Genomic DNA, 16,662 nt, shown 5'->3' on the forward strand with positions numbered 1-16,662 from the left:
TTCGCCCATTAAAGCGGTACGCGAGCTGGGTTCAGAACGTCGTGAGACAGTTCGGTCCCTATCTGTCGTGGGCGCAGGAAATTTGAGAGGAGCTGTCCTTAGTACGAGAGGACCGGGATGGACGCACCGCTGGTGCACCAGTTGTTCCGCCAGGAGCACAGCTGGGTAGCCATGTGCGGACGGGATAAGCGCTGAAAGCATCTAAGCGTGAAGCCCCCCTCAAGATGAGATTTCCCACAGCGTAAGCTGGTAAGACCCCTTATAGATGATGAGGTGGATAGGTTCGAGGTGGAAGCGTGGCAACACGTGGAGCTGACGAATACTAATCGGTCGAGGGCTTAACCAAAGATAGACTGGATGTCCTGTGCGTCATGTTTCTTCTGATTCAGTTTTCAAGGTATAACGAAAGAGAACAGCCTTTTGTCTGAAACGTGTTTTTTTAGATAAAGGGCTGTTTTCTTTTTGTATAAATTCGGCCTAAGAACAAAAAATAAAGACCAAGGAGTGATAAACAATGGAAGTAAGACGCGCAAAAGAAATTTTGAATTCACATGATAAAATCGATGTTGGTTTCGAGGGGGTGCAGGTTTGGATTGATTCGATCGATGAACGGAGCAAAACAGCTAGAATACATACCTTGGACAATCCTGCGGATCGCAAAACAGTCGCGCTATCCGAACTGAAAGAATTGGAACATCATTAAAAAGTAGAGGCTGTCACTTAACGTGGCAGCTTTTTTTATCGACAATGACCGCAGGCATTTGTTACTTCACAAGCAAAAATTTTTCTAGGGAATTTTCAGGCTGGCAGGACACAATATGCCCAGGGGGTGAACCGCTTGGAGTGGTTGATTCTAATCGGAGCTATCCTGGCATTTGTAACTGTTCAAAGGAAATGGTTTTATGATCCGACGCACCCGGAAAGCCCGAAGAAAACCCGAGCAAGCACATGGTTCAGAAGCAAAAAGTAAGCCTTTGAAGAGGAGAGCTTCTTCTCTCCTCCCTCTATACCGGGAGTTAGACAGCAAGGAAATGCCTCTACAGATTCTTTCAGGCTACCGCTGGTAAAAACAGAAGCCAGGCGTAATAACCTGACTTTTTCCTTCGTCCCTTATTTTTTTGTTTCCGGGAACAAAAAGTCAATGAAATGCTGGGCGGTAGGCTGCGGTTCATGATTGGCGAGCCCAGGCCGTTCGTTGGCTTCAATAATCACGTATTCTTCGCCTGTGAAATCAGGCACCAGCAAATCCAACCCTACAACCGGAATGTTTAGCGCGCGGCTTGCTTCTTCTGCAATTTTACGCAGGAAAGGAGAGACAAACGCAGTGGTGTCGGTGATGGTGCCGCCTGTATGGTAATTGGCGGTTTTGCAAACTTGAAGCTCCATGCCGTCCGGCAATACGTCATCCAAGCTCAGATTTTGCCGCTGAATTACCCGTTCCGTTTCCCGATTCAACGGAATTTGCGATTCGTCTTTTGTTTTCTCTGCCAATCGGCGATTTTTATTTTCAATTAACTGTCGGATGGTCTCTTTTCCGTTTCCGATGACAAAAGCGGGTTTTCTCTCGGCGGCGGCCACAAATGTATAGTCGATGACAATCATTCGCAAATCCTTTCCTTCTACGAATTCTTCTAGCAGAACATGGTTACTGTACCTTAGAGCGTTTTCGACGGCTTGCTGAAGTTCTTTTTTTGTGCGAACGTCTACTGTAATACCACGTCCTTGCTCACCGCTGACCGGTTTAACTACTATGCTGTTCCATTCTTTCATGTAAGTGACCGCTTGCTCCATGTCTTGATACAATGTATGACGCGGTACGCGCAGGTTTTTGTTTTTTAACATCCGGTGTGTAAGGGACTTATTGTCACAAATCGTTATTGCCATAGCGCATGTTTTTTCTGTTAGCGATTCGCGGCACAAGATAGATTTTCCATTGTAATGCAACCGATACAAGTTTGCCTCTTCATCTATAATTTCTACGTCAATGCCACGGCTTTTCGCCTCATCGATCAATATTTGGGCATAAATGTTCAAGGTTGCGGGCCTCCAGTATAATAAGCTTCGTTAATATCGTTCTTTCGTTTAATCACATAGACTGGAATCTGTTTAAACCCGAGCGCTTTATAGAGCGCGATGGCTTTTTTGTTGTTGTGCATCACGGATAAATCCAGATAATTTCTTCCTTTGGCCAGATAATATTCAGCCACGGCGCGAATAAGGGCGCGGCCGATCCCTTTCGCCCGTCTGTTCGGATCGACGGCAAGCGCCCAAAAGCTTGCACCGTTGTCCGGATCGTTAAACGCCGCTTTATGATCGATGCCGGTAATCGTTCCGATAATTTCTCCATCCTCCGGGTCTTCCGCGACAAAATAGTTAAAAACATGGCTATACTGATTTTTCATCATTAAAACTGGGTCCGCCTCCACCATATTGCTTTTCCTATAAATCTCATTCACGCGCTCTGCATCACGTTCATCTGTCATGAAGCGGATATGGAATCCTTCGGGCTTCTTTTTTGACATGCGATAGTTATGAAGCCAAAGACGGAATGTAATGGACGGGTCAACGAACAGGAGGTTAGGTGCTTTGGAAAGCAGAACATGGTGGTTGTGCACGTAAATTGCCAAGTCGCGCCGCCCTGTCTCTTCCTCTAGAAAAAGCTCGATAAGCTTGCGATCGTCATCAAAGGTTTGCCCGAAAATGAGGTGACCCCAACCGCAGTCTATAGCAATATCGGACTGCATATCTTTTTTCTTTATTTCAGGAATGTTCTCTCCCCAGCTATGCAAGGAAGGGGTCATAAAACATTCTAGCCGGAATCGTTTTCTCTCTTCTCGATAAGGCATGATTAACACCCCATCTTTTGCAGCCATAATTCCAGCACGGTCAACTGCCAGAGCTTGCTTCCGCCCAATACGGTTATGTGCTCTTCCGGCGCACCCAGCAACTTTTCCACATAAGCCGGGTTAAATAGATTGCGTTTTTTCGCTTTTTCTGTCGTCAAAATGTCGCGTGCAAAATCAAGATATTCATTACGCAAGTATTTCAGGGCAGGCACAGGAAAATAACCTTTCTTTCGATAGATCACTTCATGCGGAATCAATCGTTCCGCCGCTTTTTTCAGAATATGTTTTCCGCTGCTAGCCACTTTCAATTCTGGCGGAATCGAAGCCGCCAGCTCTACAAGTTCATGGTCGAGAAAAGGCACGCGCGCTTCAAGACCCCATGCCATGGTCATATTATCTACGCGCTTTACCGGATCATCGATCAGCATAACCCGCGTATCCAGTCGCAACGCTTTATCCACCGGTATTGTGGCGCCCGGTGCGGCAAAGTGCGTAGATACGAACTTTCCAGACACATCGGAGCCATGGTATTTCGGCTGTAGGGCGTCTATTATTTCTTCGTGCGTGCGATCGAAGAAAGCTTTTTTATATTCTGTTACGGCATCGCGCGTACCGTTCATCATCTTCGGATACCAATGGTAGCCGGCAAACACTTCATCGGCACCTTGACCGCTCAGTACCACTTTCGTTTGCTTGCTGACCTCCTCCGACAGAAGGTAAAAAGCGACCGCATCGTGGCTAACCATCGGTTCCGCCATGGCGGTAACGGATTTTTCGATATTGGGAAGGAGGCGGCGGGAATCAATGAAAATCTTTTGATGTTTGGTTCTGAATTCTTTCGCGATCAGATCACTGTAATAGAATTCATTTCCTTCTTCATTTCCAACGTCTTCGAATCCAATGGAATAGGTGTGGAGAGAGCAGGGATTGCATTCAGCCATAAGCGCAACAATCAGGCTGGAATCGAGACCGCCGCTAAGCAAGGCACCTACAGGCACGTCGCTGACCATGCGTCGCTTTACGCTTTTCCTTAATCCATTCAGCACGCGCTCAATCCACTCTGCTTCCGATAGTGTTTCCCTCCGTTCAAACGTTACGTCCCAGTAGGAGAATATCTTTTTTTCTCCGTTTGCGTCGATGCTCATCACAGTCCCGGGTTGCAGCTTTTTTACGTTTTTAAAAATGGTATGCGGAGCCGGTACTACCGCGTGAAAGCTCAAGTAATAGTGAAGTGCTTCGGGAGAGAGCTCCGGACGAATGACTCCGACGCTTTTTAGCGCTTGCGTGTTGGAGGCAAAATAAAATGCTCTTCCTTCCTCAACGTAATATAAAGGTTTAATACCAAGTCGATCTCGGCCTAACAGAAAGCGTCCACGCGTCTCATCATGAATGCAGAAGGCAAACATTCCGTTTAACCGTTTGACGAATTCATCACCCCAGGCGTGATAAGCTTTCAGCAGAACTTCCGTATCGCTGGTTGAGCGGAACGAGTATCCTTTTTTTCGTAATTCATCACGTAGTTCCTGGAAATTGTAGATTTCGCCATTATAAACGATCGCTAGTTTTAACTCTTTGTCGATCATTGGTTGGTGGCCGTTTTCTGATAGGTCGATAATGCTCAGGCGCTTATGTCCGAAGCTTACTCCGTCTTTTGTATAGATTCCTTCATCATCCGGCCCGCGTGTTTCAAGAGCCGGAAGCATTTTTTCTATAAGAGTTTCATCCGTATGGTCTTTATCATAACGAATCACTCCACAAATGCCGCACATTGTTCTTTACACCATCTCCCATTTAAAAATTTATAAGAATAACATTTTTATCCTTTTTTCTCTATTCCACAATCTTTAGTCAACAAAATGGACTGAATTATAATAAATATAAAATTTTTCTTTATTCAACATAACATAACGCGCGTTTTATGATAACGTATTTTATGGCTTTATGCAAACGATGGAGGAAATTTGCTTGTTTTTTCCTAAATAGGATTCTTTGTTCTTTCGAATTGAAAATAAAAAGACCTGCGACTTATTTCCTGTAAGGAAATAAGCCGAGCAGGTCTTTTTTTCAGAGCTTAGGCCGCTTCAGATTACTTGGAGTGGACTTTTCTCATAAATTCGTTTACATTAGCGGGTACTTTGCGATCAAGTTTTGATACAATAGATAAAATAAGAAAAAGGTGAGGGACATTGTTTTCCTGCTTTTTTCTTAATTTTTTCGTTATGGCTTTTTGATTCGTTCAGGATGCGTGTACACATTCAAAGAAGAATCACGAATAAAACCAACAGCGGTAATGCTCAGGTCTTCGGCTAGCTGGAGAGCCAGTTCGGTTGGAGCCGATTTGGACAGTACGATTTCACAGCCGATTTTCGCCACTTTCAACAGAACTTCAGAAGAAATACGACCGCTGAAAGCGATGATTTTATCATGCACAGGGATTGCGTTTTTCAGACAGAAACCGTAAATTTTATCCAGCGCGTTGTGGCGTCCGATATCTGTACGGGCAAGAACGATCCCGTTCCGGTCGCATAGTGCGGCGTTATGCGCGCCGCCTGTGCTTTGAAACAGGGCGGAAGCTTCCTGCATGAGGCGGATTAAACGAAAACACTCTTCAATAGTAAGTGTTACATTCTTTTCAGTCATTACTTTGGCCGTACGGGCATCGTTATAGAAATAGAAGTTTTGTCGGCTTTTACCACAGCAGGAGGAAATATAGCGTTTAGAATAGAATTGTTGGCTGATTTTATGAGCTTTATGCAATTCTACATAAGCGAATCCTTCCTGCTCCTGAATGATCAAGTTTTTGATGTCTTGATAGGAACGGATAACGCCTTCGGAAGCCAGAAAACCGATGACAAGATCATCAACGTATTCAGGTGTGCATACCACGGTAGCGAATTCTTCTTCGTCAAGAAAAATGGTCAATGGAAACTCGTTTACCACTTCGTCCTGGCATTCATACAGTTCGTTATTCTTATAGCGTAAGATTTGGCGCGTGCGGACTACAGGATAGGGCATGATAATCACTTCCGTCTTTTTTTATTCCTTAATTTTATTCTTCCGTTTTCAAAAGTCAAACTACGACTCTTACATTCGCTCTGGAAACGTGTTAACCCTGAAGAAGGGAGGAAGGAGAAGAAATGGATAAATATGGATATAGCGGTGACGGATCGCCCGTTCAATGCGGTGATTACTATAATAATGAAAAGCAGAAAGGCAATAGATTAGCTGATTTATGAGTTAGTAAAAAATGGTTGTCAAAAAATTAGTTCAATGATATAGTAAAATTAACTCCAAATGAAACCGTATACATGTCATAAGTTTCAACAAATTTCCGTTTGATTGTCGCTTATGACGTCTGTATCTTTATTGGGGGACATCGATTGTGTATTATGACAAAGATACAATTTATTTAATCGGGGATGCCAAAGCTCCACAAAATAATCCAATAACCGAGCAGTATAAGTCCTATTTCCTAGCACTAGTTGTCGATCGATCTACTGGTAAGATCGTTGATGCGGAATGTTCTGCAACGATTCAACTTACGGCGAAATTTGTTCAGTCATTATTTGTTGGACGGCGGATACAAGATGAAGGTCTTGTTGATGAAATTGCGAACCGTTATTTTGGTTCTTCGCAAAAAGCTCTAATTGTCGCATTAAAGGATGCTCGAAAGAAGTATAATCAAATTTTCACCGCTGCTTTGTCTAAATAAACCTAGACAAAATCCAGTCTAACCGTCAATATGGTAGACTGGATTTTTTATCTTGAAAAATACATATTATTACAAATATTATAAATATTTACTGTGTTACTGTAATGGTTATGGAACTTTTTTTACTACAAGGAGGGCCAGATGATGATTAAAGATGGATTTATGTATTTAAGTGTACTTGTTGCACTTGCGGCAGTAATGGTTGCGTTAGAAAAGCGTTTCCGCACTAAAGGATTATTTAAGTTTATTCCGGGAATTGTTCTTATTTATATTGGAGCTGCATTGATGAATACATTTGGTCTATTTTCTGAAAGTGATTCAATTAGTTCAACAAATAGGACAATTCGAAGTGCTTTATTACCTGGTATGCTAGCTTTAATGTTATTGAAATGTGATATTCGTGAAGTGTTTAAGCTCGGCCCCAGAATGTTAGGTGCCTTTTTTTCAGCAGTGTTTAGTATTTTAATAGGGTTTACTGTCACATATGTAATATTTAAAGGGTTTTATGTTCAAGATACGTGGAAGGCTTTTGGAGCATTGGCGGGAAGCTGGACGGGTGGTTCAGCAAACATGGTAGCGTTGCAGGGGATTTTCCATGTCCCAGAAAACATATTTGGTTATGCTTTAATGATGGATACGATTAACTATGCAGTTTGGGTTATGTTTATGTTCTGGCTTGTTCCATTTGCAGGAAAATTCAATCGTTGGACAAAAGCTGATGTCGGCTTTTTAAATCATTCAATAGAAGTTTCAGCGGCAAAAGAAGAAAATGAAAAAGAAGGCCCATCCTTTCAGCATATATTATATTTGTTAGGAATTGGGTTACTTATTTCTTCACTTTCCACTTTCGCAGGAAATCATTTGCCTGTCATCGGTGATGTTATCAATGCAACAACATGGACCATCATGATTGCTTCGGTTGTTGGACTTATACTTGCTGTAACGCCGGTTGCGAAAATACCAGGTTCAATGGATATATCCAATGTTATGTTATATATCGTAATTGCACTCATTGCATCACAATCGGACTTTTCTAATATTACACAAGCTCCGATTTATCTGTTGTCAGGCTTCTTAATTCTGCTCATTCATTTAATCGTTATGATTTTACTTGGAAAATTGTTCAAATACGACTTGTTTACATTAGGTGTTGCAAGTCTTGCCAATATCGGTGGAATGGCATCCGCACCAATGCTTGCTGCTTCTTATAATCGTTCGCTCATTCCGATTGGTGTCATAATGGCTCTGCTAGGTTCATTTACAGGAACGTATTTTGGAATGTTAGTCGGTAAAATTTTGTCAAGTTTGTAGAAAGGATGAATTTTATGATTATTCGAGAGTTGTATGTAAAACAACGCCATTTACCACTGCGTGCACCTTTTAAAACAGCTCTTCGTACAGCTGTCGATATTGAAAGTTTAGAAGTTATGATTGAATTGGAGAATGGATTAACCGGAATTGGAGCGGCAGTGCCAACTTGGGTGATTACGGGTGATTCCAGTGAGAGTATTAAGGCGGCATTGCTAGGCCCTATTCGTTCAGCTATTATCGATGAGGATATAACCAATTTTAAGAAGGTGTTAAAAAAAGTACAAAAATGCTGTATTGGCAATACGAGTGCAAAAGCTGCGGCAGATATTGCTCTTCACGATCTTTATGCTCGACTACTGCAACTCCCGCTCTATGCTTTACTAGGTGGGAAAGGAACGATTGAAACAGATATGACAGTCGGGGTTGACGATCCAGACGTAATGGCTGCGAATGCAGAAAAATCGGTGAAGGACGGGTTTAAAGTTTTAAAAATAAAAGTGGGGAATGACCCAACGCTAGATATCGCGCGGATACAAGCTATAAGAGAACGAATCCCTGCAACTATCAAAATTCGTTTAGATGCTAATCAAGGATGGACACCAAAAGAAGCTGTTCGTCTTATTCGTGAAATGGAAAACTTAGAGCTCGGAATTGAATTAGTTGAACAACCCGTCCATGCAAGAGATCTTGAAGGTTTAAAGTTTGTAACGGATCGGGTAAACACACCGATTATGGCAGATGAAAGTTTATTTTCTGCAAGTGATGCCTTAATGCTTGTCTCCGGACGATATGTAGATCTACTAAACATTAAGCTTATGAAATGCGGAGGAATCGATGAAGCTATTAAACTAGCAAGCATTGCTGAAGCCAATGGAATAGCATGTATGATTGGGAGTATGATGGAGTCATCATTGTCAGTAGCTGCGGCTGCACATTTCGCCGCAGGACATCCAAATATTAAGTTTTATGATTTAGATGCTCCGCTTTGGCTTGTTGAGGAGCCAGAGGGGATGCTCTATAACGGAGGAAATATACAGTTAGTTGATGTACCTGGTCTTGGAATTACAAGGGAAAAAGAGTGGTAGGGGAAGATATTTTTTAATGGATTCTTGCCAAATATGGCGTGGAATGATTCGTTACAATTTCACTGGACAGTTAGCGGAACCATTGGTATAATATATGAAAATAATAACAAAAGATGTTGAATAAAGAAATATATATAGGGTTAAGTTGAAGATAGATTGTTGAAGCGCATTCTATTGACTTTTTCCCTTTTGTTTTTGGATATGGCGGACTGGTTTTAGATACACTTCGTGGCCGAAGGCTATTCCATCATGAAACGGTTGTTATAGAGGTTAGTTTCTCTATAAAGCTGTTTTGTGATGGGATTTTTTGTTTATTTACTTATGGGTGCGAGAAATCGCACAAATGAAGAGGTAGGAACCTCGGAGCGGTTCGTCGAATTCGATCGAATATCGGATAAGGAGGAGAAAGATGAGTTCTACAGTAAAAGTGTCTATTCGTATTGATGGGCAGGAGGTAAAGGCGATCGAAGAACAGAATGTCATTGATGCGATTAAGGCGAGCGGCATTGATATTCCACACATCTGTTATCACCCGAACCTGGGCACGATTCAAACGTGTGATACTTGTATGGTGGAAATCAACGGTAAGCTGGCGCGTGCTTGCGCGATGAAAGTAGAGGACGGCATGAATGTAGAGACAAAATCACCGATGGCGAGGGCGGCGCAAGTGGAAGCGATGGATCGCATTCTGGAAAACCATCAGCTTTATTGCACTGTTTGTGACAACAACAACGGAAACTGCCGCATTCATAATACGGTCGAGATGATGCAAATCGAGCATCAAAAATATCCATATAAGCCAAAGCCGTACAAAGTGGATATGTCCCATCCGTTCTACCGCTATGATCCGGATCAATGCATTCTTTGTGGTCAATGCGTGGAGGCTTGTCAGAATGTTCAGGTAAATGAAACGCTGTCCATCGATTGGGAACGCGAGCATCCGCGGGTTATATGGGACGATGACGTTCCGATTAACGAATCATCCTGTGTATCTTGCGGCCATTGTGTAAACGTATGTCCATGTAATGCGCTGATGGAAAAATCAATGCTTGGCGAGGCTGGCATTATGACAGGCATGAAGCAGGAGTTGCTTGGCCCGATGATTGACTTTGTAAAAGAAGTGGAGCCGGGGTATAGCGGCATTTTTGCCGTATCTGAATTGGAAGCAACACTGCGCGCAACCCGCATAAAAAGGACGAAAACGGTTTGTACGTTTTGTGGTGTCGGCTGTACGTTTGAAGTATGGACCAAAGGACGCAAAATTCTCAAAATCCAGCCGACTCCGGATGCGCCGGTTAACGGTATTTCCACTTGTGTGAAAGGAAAATTCGGCTGGGATTTCATTAACAGTGAAGAGCGGCTGACGAAGCCACTTATCCGTAAAGGCGATGAGTTTTATGAAGCGACATGGGAAGAAGCATTGGAGCTGATTGCAAACAAATTCCAAGAAATCAGAGAACGCGACGGTGCGGACGCGTTTGGTTTTATTTCATCTTCTAAATGCACGAATGAAGAAAACTATTTAATGCAAAAGTTCGCGCGCGCGGTTATCGGAACGAACAATGTCGATAATTGCTCCCGCTATTGCCAATCCCCGGCGACAACGGGATTGTTCCGTACGGTCGGATATGGTGGTGATGCGGGCACGATTTATGACATGGCAGGAGCCGGCCTAGCCATTATCGTTGGCGCTAACCCGGCAGAAGCACATCCGGTTATCGCTACGCGTCTGAAGCGCGCTCATAAATTAAATGGACAGAAGCTTATCGTTGCCGATCTGCGCAAAAACGAGATGGCAGAACGCTCGGATTTATTCCTGCGTCCGGCGCCGGGGACGGATCATGTCTGGCTGTCCGCCGTCACAAAATACATCATTGACCAGGGATGGCATGACAGGGAGTTTCTCACCAAGCGCGTAAACGGTTTTGATGAGTACGTGAAATCGCTAGAAAAATATACGCTGGAGTATGCGGAAGAAGTCACTCGTATTCCGAAAGAACAGCTAATCCAGACAGCGAATATGATTTATGAAGCTGATGGAACAGCTATTTTCTGGGCGATGGGCGTTACTCAGCACTGTGGTGGCAGCGAAACGAGTACGGCGATCAGCAATCTGTTGCTTGTGACGGGAAACTTTGGCCGTCCGAATGCCGGCGCATTCCCGCTGCGCGGACATAACAACGTACAGGGGGCGTGCGACTTCGGGGCGCTTCCGAACTTCTTTCCGGGTTATGAACTTGTAACGGACGATGCGGTGCGTGAGCGTTATGAAAAAGCCTGGAACGTAAAATTGCCGCGAGAAAAAGGGCTTGATAATCCCGGTATGGTTGAAGCCATTCATAAAGGCAAGCTGAAAGCTATGTATCTAATGGGGGAAGATATGGCATGGGTTGACTCCAATGCGAACCATATTCATGCCGCACTGGAAAAGCTGGAGTTCTTCGTCGTTCAGGACGTGTTTTTCACAAAAACGGCTCAGTTCGCCGATGTTATACTTCCAGCTAGCCCGAGCCTTGAGAAAGAAGGCACATTTACGAACACGGAGCGCCGTATTCAGCGTCTGTATCAGGCACTGGAACCGCTAGGTGAATCCCTTCCAGATTGGAAAATCATTACCGCCTTGGCGAATCACCTTGGCGCGCATTGGTGTTATGAGCATCCAGGAGAAATTATGGCAGAAGCGGCAAGCCTTACGCCGCTGTTTGCTGGTGTAACGTATGAGCGCCTGGAAGGATGGAATAGCTTGCTCTGGCCGGTAAATGCGGACGGAACAGATACACCGCTGTTGTATACAGAGCGCTTCCCATTCCCGGATGGAAAAGCGCAGCTTATGCCGACTGACTGGGTTCCACCTGTGAAAACAGGGGACGAATATGACCTGGTGTTAAATAACGGTCGTTTGCTTGAGCACTTCCATGAAGGAAATATGACCAATAAGTCCAGGGGGCTTTTATACAAAGTGCCGGATACGTTTGTGGAGGTCTCGCCGGAACTTGCGAAAGAGCGCGGGATCAAAGACGGGTCCCTTGTCCGGCTCGAATCTGAATACGGTGCTGTAAAACTGCGTGTCATAGTTACTGACCGCGTGCGAGGGAACGAAGTGTATGTGCCGATGAATTCGACCAATGAAGATTCGGCGGTTAACCTTTTGACGAACAGCTTCTATGATTTGGTGACACATACGCCTGCTTATAAAGAAACAAGGGTAAAAATGCAAGTGCTCCAGGTGGAAGGTGAAAGTCCGCTTCCCCGCTATAACTCTCGTTTTGGCAAACGCAATCCGCAGCGCGGGGTAGAAGTGGAGCGGAAATGGAAGCGTGCGGATTATAGGGCATTGGAAACCGCTGGACAGGGGGAGAAGTAAATGGCAAAACCTACAACTACGATCAAGAAGCACGAACCGACCGAAGCCGAACTTCAGGCGCAGGCGCTCGAGGAATTGACTGGTCTTATCGCCAAAAACGGTGAAGCGCTGCAGGAATTACTGAAAGTGATTCGCCTTTTGTATGAAAGCGGAGCCTTAGAGATCATTGGGGGGCTAATCCAGGCGCGAGAGAAAGTTGTAGAAATCGGTATTTCCCAGCTTTCCAAACCTACGATGACCCGTGGTATTAATAGTGTTATGAGTGTGGTCGGAATGTTGGGGGAAATGGAGCCTGAAACAATTAAAAAAGTAGTGGAAGGCATTGTTAATGGCATGCGTTGTTCCGTCGAAAAAGCGAGAGCGGACGAAAAAATGAGCTTGTTTGATTTAATAAAAGCTTATAAAGATCCGGATGTAAATCGTGCTATAACGATTATGTTGAGCTTTCTGAAAGGGATGGGGCAAAAGTTGTAACTTCATCCAAATACAAAGAAAGAAACTGTCTCAAACGGTTATCTGATTATAAATAGAATACAATGTGTAGATTATTTATTGTTTTGTATATGCATATATAGCAACACAAAAAGGGGGCCCTATCACTTTGGGCCCCCTCTTTTTTTATATGCATAGAATTATGCGTATATGCATATGTGCGGAAAGTTAAAAGGCATTCTTCCTAATTTTTTAATTACTTTGACTTATATTGAAATTGGCATAATAATTGCTTTGTATATCTATTGTAAAAAGAGATGAAATGATTTTTTATGTTCATTCTCTTATTTCATGGAGTAGGAGTTGATGTTATGCAAAACAAACTATTTCTAATCGCTGTTCTACTTTCCATGATTTTACCTGCGTAAATGTAATTAACGGAGCCGGTTCTCAAGAATGCATTTGATGTTTTGTTTTATATAAATATGGACAACAAAGATAAATGGAGGGACCGAGATCATGCAATATCCGCTTTCACCGGATGTACAACCGGAATTTTGTACAACCGGTTCTTTTATGAGATTGCCTTCTAAACGTGAAAACGCAAAGGTTGCTATTCTTGGCATGCCTTTTGATACAGCTGCTTCCTTTAGGGTAGGCGCCAGATTTGCGCCGCAGGCAATTCGTCAGGCGTCAATGACATTATTCCCTTACCATCCAGTGAATGATGTGTATCCTTTTGAAGATACAAATGCCATTGACATAGGGGACGTACCTGTTATTCCACACAATATTCACCGTAGTTATGAGCTTATCGAAGAGACTGTATTGAATCTAATGAATGAGGAAATTGTGCCGATTGGATTGGGCGGAGACCATTCTGTCACATTGGCAAGCTTACGCGCGGCGGCCAAAGTATACGGTCCTGTTGCTTTGATTCATTTTGATTCTCATACAGATACGTGGGATACGTACTATGATGAAAAATATTGGCATGGTTCTACCTTTATCCGTGCATATGAAGAAAAATTATTGCAGTCAGATAAAGTGTTCCAAATCGGAATTCGGGGCACGCTCAATCATCCTGGAGATGTGCAGGCGAGTGTAGATTTGGGCTACAATGTGATCACGACTCAAGAGCTGCGTAAACGTGGGGTAGAGGATGTTGTCCAACAAGTAAAAGAGACAATTGGTAACACCCCTTGCTTTTTAAGCTTTGATATCGATTTTGTTGATCCTTCCTGCGCACCTGGAACCGGCACATTGGAAGTGGGCGGCTTTAACAGTCTTGAAACGCTTGAAATGATTCGTTCTTTCACCGGTTTTAACTATGTCGGTTTTGATTTGGTAGAAGTTTTGCCTCCTTATGATCCGACGCAAATCACCTCTCTTCTGGCTGCAACATTAGTGCATGACTTTGCCAGTCTGGTAGCGTTGAATAGAAAGAAAAAATAGAAGGTGTAATAAATAAGACAAACAGGCTTTCCGTAAGCAAATGTTAAGGAAATGTCTATACGTACATGAGCGTAGGTGCTACAACATCTACGCTCATGCTGTTGACAAAGTACAGGTCAACAGCATGAGCAAAAAATTCATACCCAAAATTGCATAAGTTATTCTATTATTCATAATTGTTATTACATAATTATTTGTAAAATTTAAATGTATTCTTTTTTGTTTTACGCATAAATCGCGCAAAATACTGCGATATATTTTCCTCTCAATAATTAGAACAATTTTAATATTCTTACATGGCATGGTGTTTGCTTTATCAATATGTTGTTCGAAAAATTTCGATTTATGTAGTAGTTACAAGGAGGAAGATATATGGAGAAAGTAACTTTAAAGCGTTCTTTGAAGTTGTGGCACATTGTTTTAATGGGCATTGGATATATGACGCCGATGGTTGTGTTTGACACGTTTGGAATTGCTTCTGAGACGACCGGGGGGCATGTACCCACAGCTTATATTCTTGCATTGGTAGCAATGTTATTTACAGCTGCTAGTTACGGTAAGATGATACAGGTATTTCCAAATGCTGGTTCTGCATATACGTATACACAAAGAACTATCAGTCCGCATATTGGGTTTCTTGTCGGTTGGGCCGCGTTAATGGATTATTTATTTTTGCCAATGGTAAATGCTTTGATTGCTCAAATTTATCTTTCTGCTACTTTTCCTGGGCTTCCTGCGTGGATATGGGTTATTGGATTTGTCGCTATTGTAACGTTAGTTAATATTTTTAGTGTAAACTTTACAGCTAATTTCAATACAATGCTTGTTGTTTTTCAAACACTAATCATGGTTGTTTTCATCGGGGTAGCCATAAAGAGGCTGCTGAATGGGGATGGTACAGGAATGCTGTTCTCCATAGAACCATTCTATAAAGAAGGAATTAATACTTCGGCGCTTATCGCTGGCGCGACCTTGATGTGTTTTTCTTATTTAGGATTTGATGCGGTGACAACACTTTCAGAGGAAACACCCAATCCAAAGAAAACGATTCCACGCGCGATTTTTCTTGTAGCATTGATTGGCGGTGCTATGTTTATTATAACGTCTTACTTTATTCAATCAGTATTTCCGACCGCGGCCCATTTTAAAGACCCGGAAGCCTCTTCTCCTGAGATTGCTGCGTATATGGGCGGCCTGGCATTTCAGGTATTTTTCCTTGCAGGAGGACTTGCAGGAACGCTTGCTTCCGGGGTGGCATCGCACGCCAGTGTTTCGCGTTTGCTGTATGTAATGGGACGGGACAGTGTGCTTCCGAATAAACTGTTCGGGTATATTCATCCGCGCTGGAGAACTCCGGTTGCAAATATTGTGCTCGTTGGCTTGATTTCTGTGACCGCGGTTTTTTTCGATTTGGCTACGGCCGCCTCTTTTATTAATTTTGGTGCATTGATTGCGTTTACATTTGTGAATCTTTCTGTTATTTCGTACTATGTTGTTCGTAAGAAAATGCATAAAACATTCAAGGGATTTTTCTCTTATCTGGTTATGCCGCTTTTGGGCGCTGGTGCTGTAGCTATTCTTTGGGCAAATTTAGAAAAAAGTTCTTTAATGCTCGGAATTGGGTGGGCTATTGTCGGTTTTATCTATTTATTGTATATTACGAAGTTATTTAAAGTTAAGCCGGCGAGCATTCACTTTGAAGAGATGGAGGAAATGCATCCTTCTAGTTACATCGATGAAGAAGAGAAATCATTTGCGGTTGAGGAAACAGGAGAGATTAATCAGGCTAAAAACGCATAGCTTTTATATTTAAAAAGCGTTGGATTCGTTAAGAATCCAGCCATTTTTTCTGTTATTTGGTAGTTCAACTTTCTCACCTTGAACCACGTTATGAAGCATTGTATAAAGGGCATAATTAAGCAATGGCACAATATTGGCGCCATCGAAAATCGCTGTGTAATGATCGTACGTTCTAAATCTAATACATTTTGCAGAGAAGATAAATGTCCTTAGTGAATAAAGTGCATGAGGAGACCAACCTTTCTCATTGAGTTGTCTGGACAACTACTCTATTCGAGATTTGGGAAGGTACTCTTTTTTTTATGCCAATTGAGCCTTACGGTTCAAGGAATTTTAGTTATGAAATTCATTCATTTGACTTTGAGTATTCTTTAGTGCGGCTCATCCGAATTTATCATTGGCAAAAATGGCCGATCGACTAGGGGTTAGCCGAATCGTACCCTTTCGTTATTCTCTGTAATGGTATTTTATGAAATGACTTGTTTGGGGCTCTGGGTACAATCCGATGCGGTTCACCTGTGTGTCAATAATTCCATCGGCTAACGCGAGCTGCTGTCGGATATTTTCCGCCTGTTCGGGTGTATTAAAGTAAGCGAGGATATATCGTTCCTTCATTAAACATGTCACAAAACATGTCGCATCCTTTCCGTAACATTC

At 42.9% G+C, this 16,662-nt stretch carries 13 protein-coding genes and 1 rRNA gene (1 of these 14 running past the window's edge); 9 read left to right on the forward strand and 5 right to left on the reverse strand.

The features are described from left to right. A 23S ribosomal RNA gene (locus K3F53_RS01670) occupies positions 1-346 on the forward strand; it begins 2,590 nt to the left of the window's first position. A gap of 168 nt (positions 347-514) precedes the next feature. After that, on the forward strand, positions 515-703 hold the full coding sequence (locus K3F53_RS01675; protein WP_057900092.1) for an H-type small acid-soluble spore protein: 189 nt from the start codon (positions 515-517) through the stop codon (positions 701-703). 407 nt (positions 704-1,110) lie between these two features. Here the strand turns inward: K3F53_RS01675 and K3F53_RS01680 are convergent, their stop codons facing one another. The 4 genes from K3F53_RS01680 to fdhD all read right to left on the reverse strand — a co-directional run bounded on the left by K3F53_RS01680 (position 1,111) and on the right by fdhD (position 5,861). Then, complete coding sequence (locus tag K3F53_RS01680; protein WP_220559276.1) at positions 1,111-2,034, reverse strand: ATP-grasp domain-containing protein; 924 nt, start codon at positions 2,032-2,034, stop codon at positions 1,111-1,113. Further along, complete coding sequence (locus K3F53_RS01685; protein ID WP_220559277.1) at positions 2,031-2,846, reverse strand: GNAT family N-acetyltransferase; 816 nt, start codon at positions 2,844-2,846, stop codon at positions 2,031-2,033. The genes K3F53_RS01680 and K3F53_RS01685 overlap by 4 nt, the downstream gene beginning before the upstream one ends. 2 nt (positions 2,847-2,848) lie before the next feature. Beyond that, the gene (locus K3F53_RS01690) at positions 2,849-4,615 is read right to left on the reverse strand and encodes an N-acetylglutaminylglutamine amidotransferase (protein ID WP_057900090.1); all 1,767 of its coding nucleotides are present in this window, start codon (positions 4,613-4,615) and stop codon (positions 2,849-2,851) included. A 448-nt stretch (positions 4,616-5,063) separates the two neighbouring features. Beyond that, entirely contained in the window at positions 5,064-5,861 is a 798-nt protein-coding gene (gene fdhD / locus K3F53_RS01695; protein ID WP_091260996.1) for a formate dehydrogenase accessory sulfurtransferase FdhD, read from the reverse strand. Positions 5,862-6,228: 367 nt separating this feature from the next. Between fdhD and K3F53_RS01700 the strand changes: the two genes are divergently transcribed. The 7 genes from K3F53_RS01700 (at position 6,229) to K3F53_RS01730 (ending at position 16,005) form a co-directional block, all read left to right on the forward strand. Continuing rightward, positions 6,229-6,558, forward strand: coding sequence for a DUF3870 domain-containing protein (locus K3F53_RS01700; protein ID WP_220559278.1), 330 nt, complete (start codon positions 6,229-6,231; stop codon positions 6,556-6,558). A gap of 144 nt (positions 6,559-6,702) precedes the next feature. Then, positions 6,703-7,869, forward strand: coding sequence for a DUF819 family protein (locus K3F53_RS01705; RefSeq protein WP_057900087.1), 1,167 nt, complete (start codon positions 6,703-6,705; stop codon positions 7,867-7,869). 14 nt (positions 7,870-7,883) lie between these two features. After that, on the forward strand, positions 7,884-8,954 hold the full coding sequence (locus K3F53_RS01710; RefSeq protein WP_057900086.1) for a dipeptide epimerase: 1,071 nt from the start codon (positions 7,884-7,886) through the stop codon (positions 8,952-8,954). A 409-nt stretch (positions 8,955-9,363) separates the two neighbouring features. Continuing rightward, positions 9,364-12,318, forward strand: a complete 2,955-nt coding sequence (gene fdhF, locus K3F53_RS01715) for a formate dehydrogenase subunit alpha (protein WP_057900085.1) — start codon at positions 9,364-9,366, stop codon at positions 12,316-12,318. After that, entirely contained in the window at positions 12,319-12,792 is a 474-nt protein-coding gene (locus tag K3F53_RS01720) for a helical membrane plugin domain-containing protein (RefSeq protein WP_057900084.1), read from the forward strand. It abuts the gene before it with no gap. 477 nt (positions 12,793-13,269) lie between these two features. Next, positions 13,270-14,205 carry an agmatinase gene (gene speB / locus K3F53_RS01725; protein ID WP_057900083.1) on the forward strand — a complete coding sequence of 312 codons (936 nt, stop codon included), beginning with the start codon at positions 13,270-13,272 and terminating at the stop codon, positions 14,203-14,205. Between the two features lie 372 nt (positions 14,206-14,577). Further along, positions 14,578-16,005: an APC family permease gene (locus K3F53_RS01730; protein ID WP_057900082.1), complete on the forward strand. Its 1,428-nt coding sequence runs from the start codon at positions 14,578-14,580 to the stop codon at positions 16,003-16,005. 447 nt (positions 16,006-16,452) lie between these two features. On the opposite strand, the gene K3F53_RS01735 is transcribed toward K3F53_RS01730, so the two are convergent. After that, entirely contained in the window at positions 16,453-16,632 is a 180-nt protein-coding gene (locus tag K3F53_RS01735; RefSeq protein WP_057900081.1) for a hypothetical protein, read from the reverse strand. Positions 16,633-16,662 lie beyond the last annotated feature (30 nt).

This window comes from Aneurinibacillus thermoaerophilus (genome assembly GCF_019603355.1).
GTDB lineage: Bacteria > Bacillota > Bacilli > Aneurinibacillales > Aneurinibacillaceae > Aneurinibacillus > Aneurinibacillus thermoaerophilus.

Excerpts from the sequence above, each read along its gene's own strand:
- K3F53_RS01675 (WP_057900092.1), top strand. The coding sequence starts at position 515 with ATGGAAGTAAGACGCGCAAAAGAAATTTTGAATTCACATGATAAAATC.
- K3F53_RS01685 (WP_220559277.1), bottom strand. The coding sequence starts at position 2,846 with ATGCCTTATCGAGAAGAGAGAAAACGATTCCGGCTAGAATGTTTTATG.
- K3F53_RS01690 (WP_057900090.1), bottom strand. The coding sequence starts at position 4,615 with ATGTGCGGCATTTGTGGAGTGATTCGTTATGATAAAGACCATACGGAT.
- fdhD (WP_091260996.1), bottom strand. The coding sequence starts at position 5,861 with ATGCCCTATCCTGTAGTCCGCACGCGCCAAATCTTACGCTATAAGAAT.
- K3F53_RS01705 (WP_057900087.1), top strand. The coding sequence starts at position 6,703 with ATGATTAAAGATGGATTTATGTATTTAAGTGTACTTGTTGCACTTGCG.
- K3F53_RS01710 (WP_057900086.1), top strand. The coding sequence starts at position 7,884 with ATGATTATTCGAGAGTTGTATGTAAAACAACGCCATTTACCACTGCGT.
- fdhF (WP_057900085.1), top strand. The coding sequence starts at position 9,364 with ATGAGTTCTACAGTAAAAGTGTCTATTCGTATTGATGGGCAGGAGGTA.
- K3F53_RS01720 (WP_057900084.1), top strand. The coding sequence starts at position 12,319 with ATGGCAAAACCTACAACTACGATCAAGAAGCACGAACCGACCGAAGCC.
- speB (WP_057900083.1), top strand. The coding sequence starts at position 13,270 with ATGCAATATCCGCTTTCACCGGATGTACAACCGGAATTTTGTACAACC.
- K3F53_RS01730 (WP_057900082.1), top strand. The coding sequence starts at position 14,578 with ATGGAGAAAGTAACTTTAAAGCGTTCTTTGAAGTTGTGGCACATTGTT.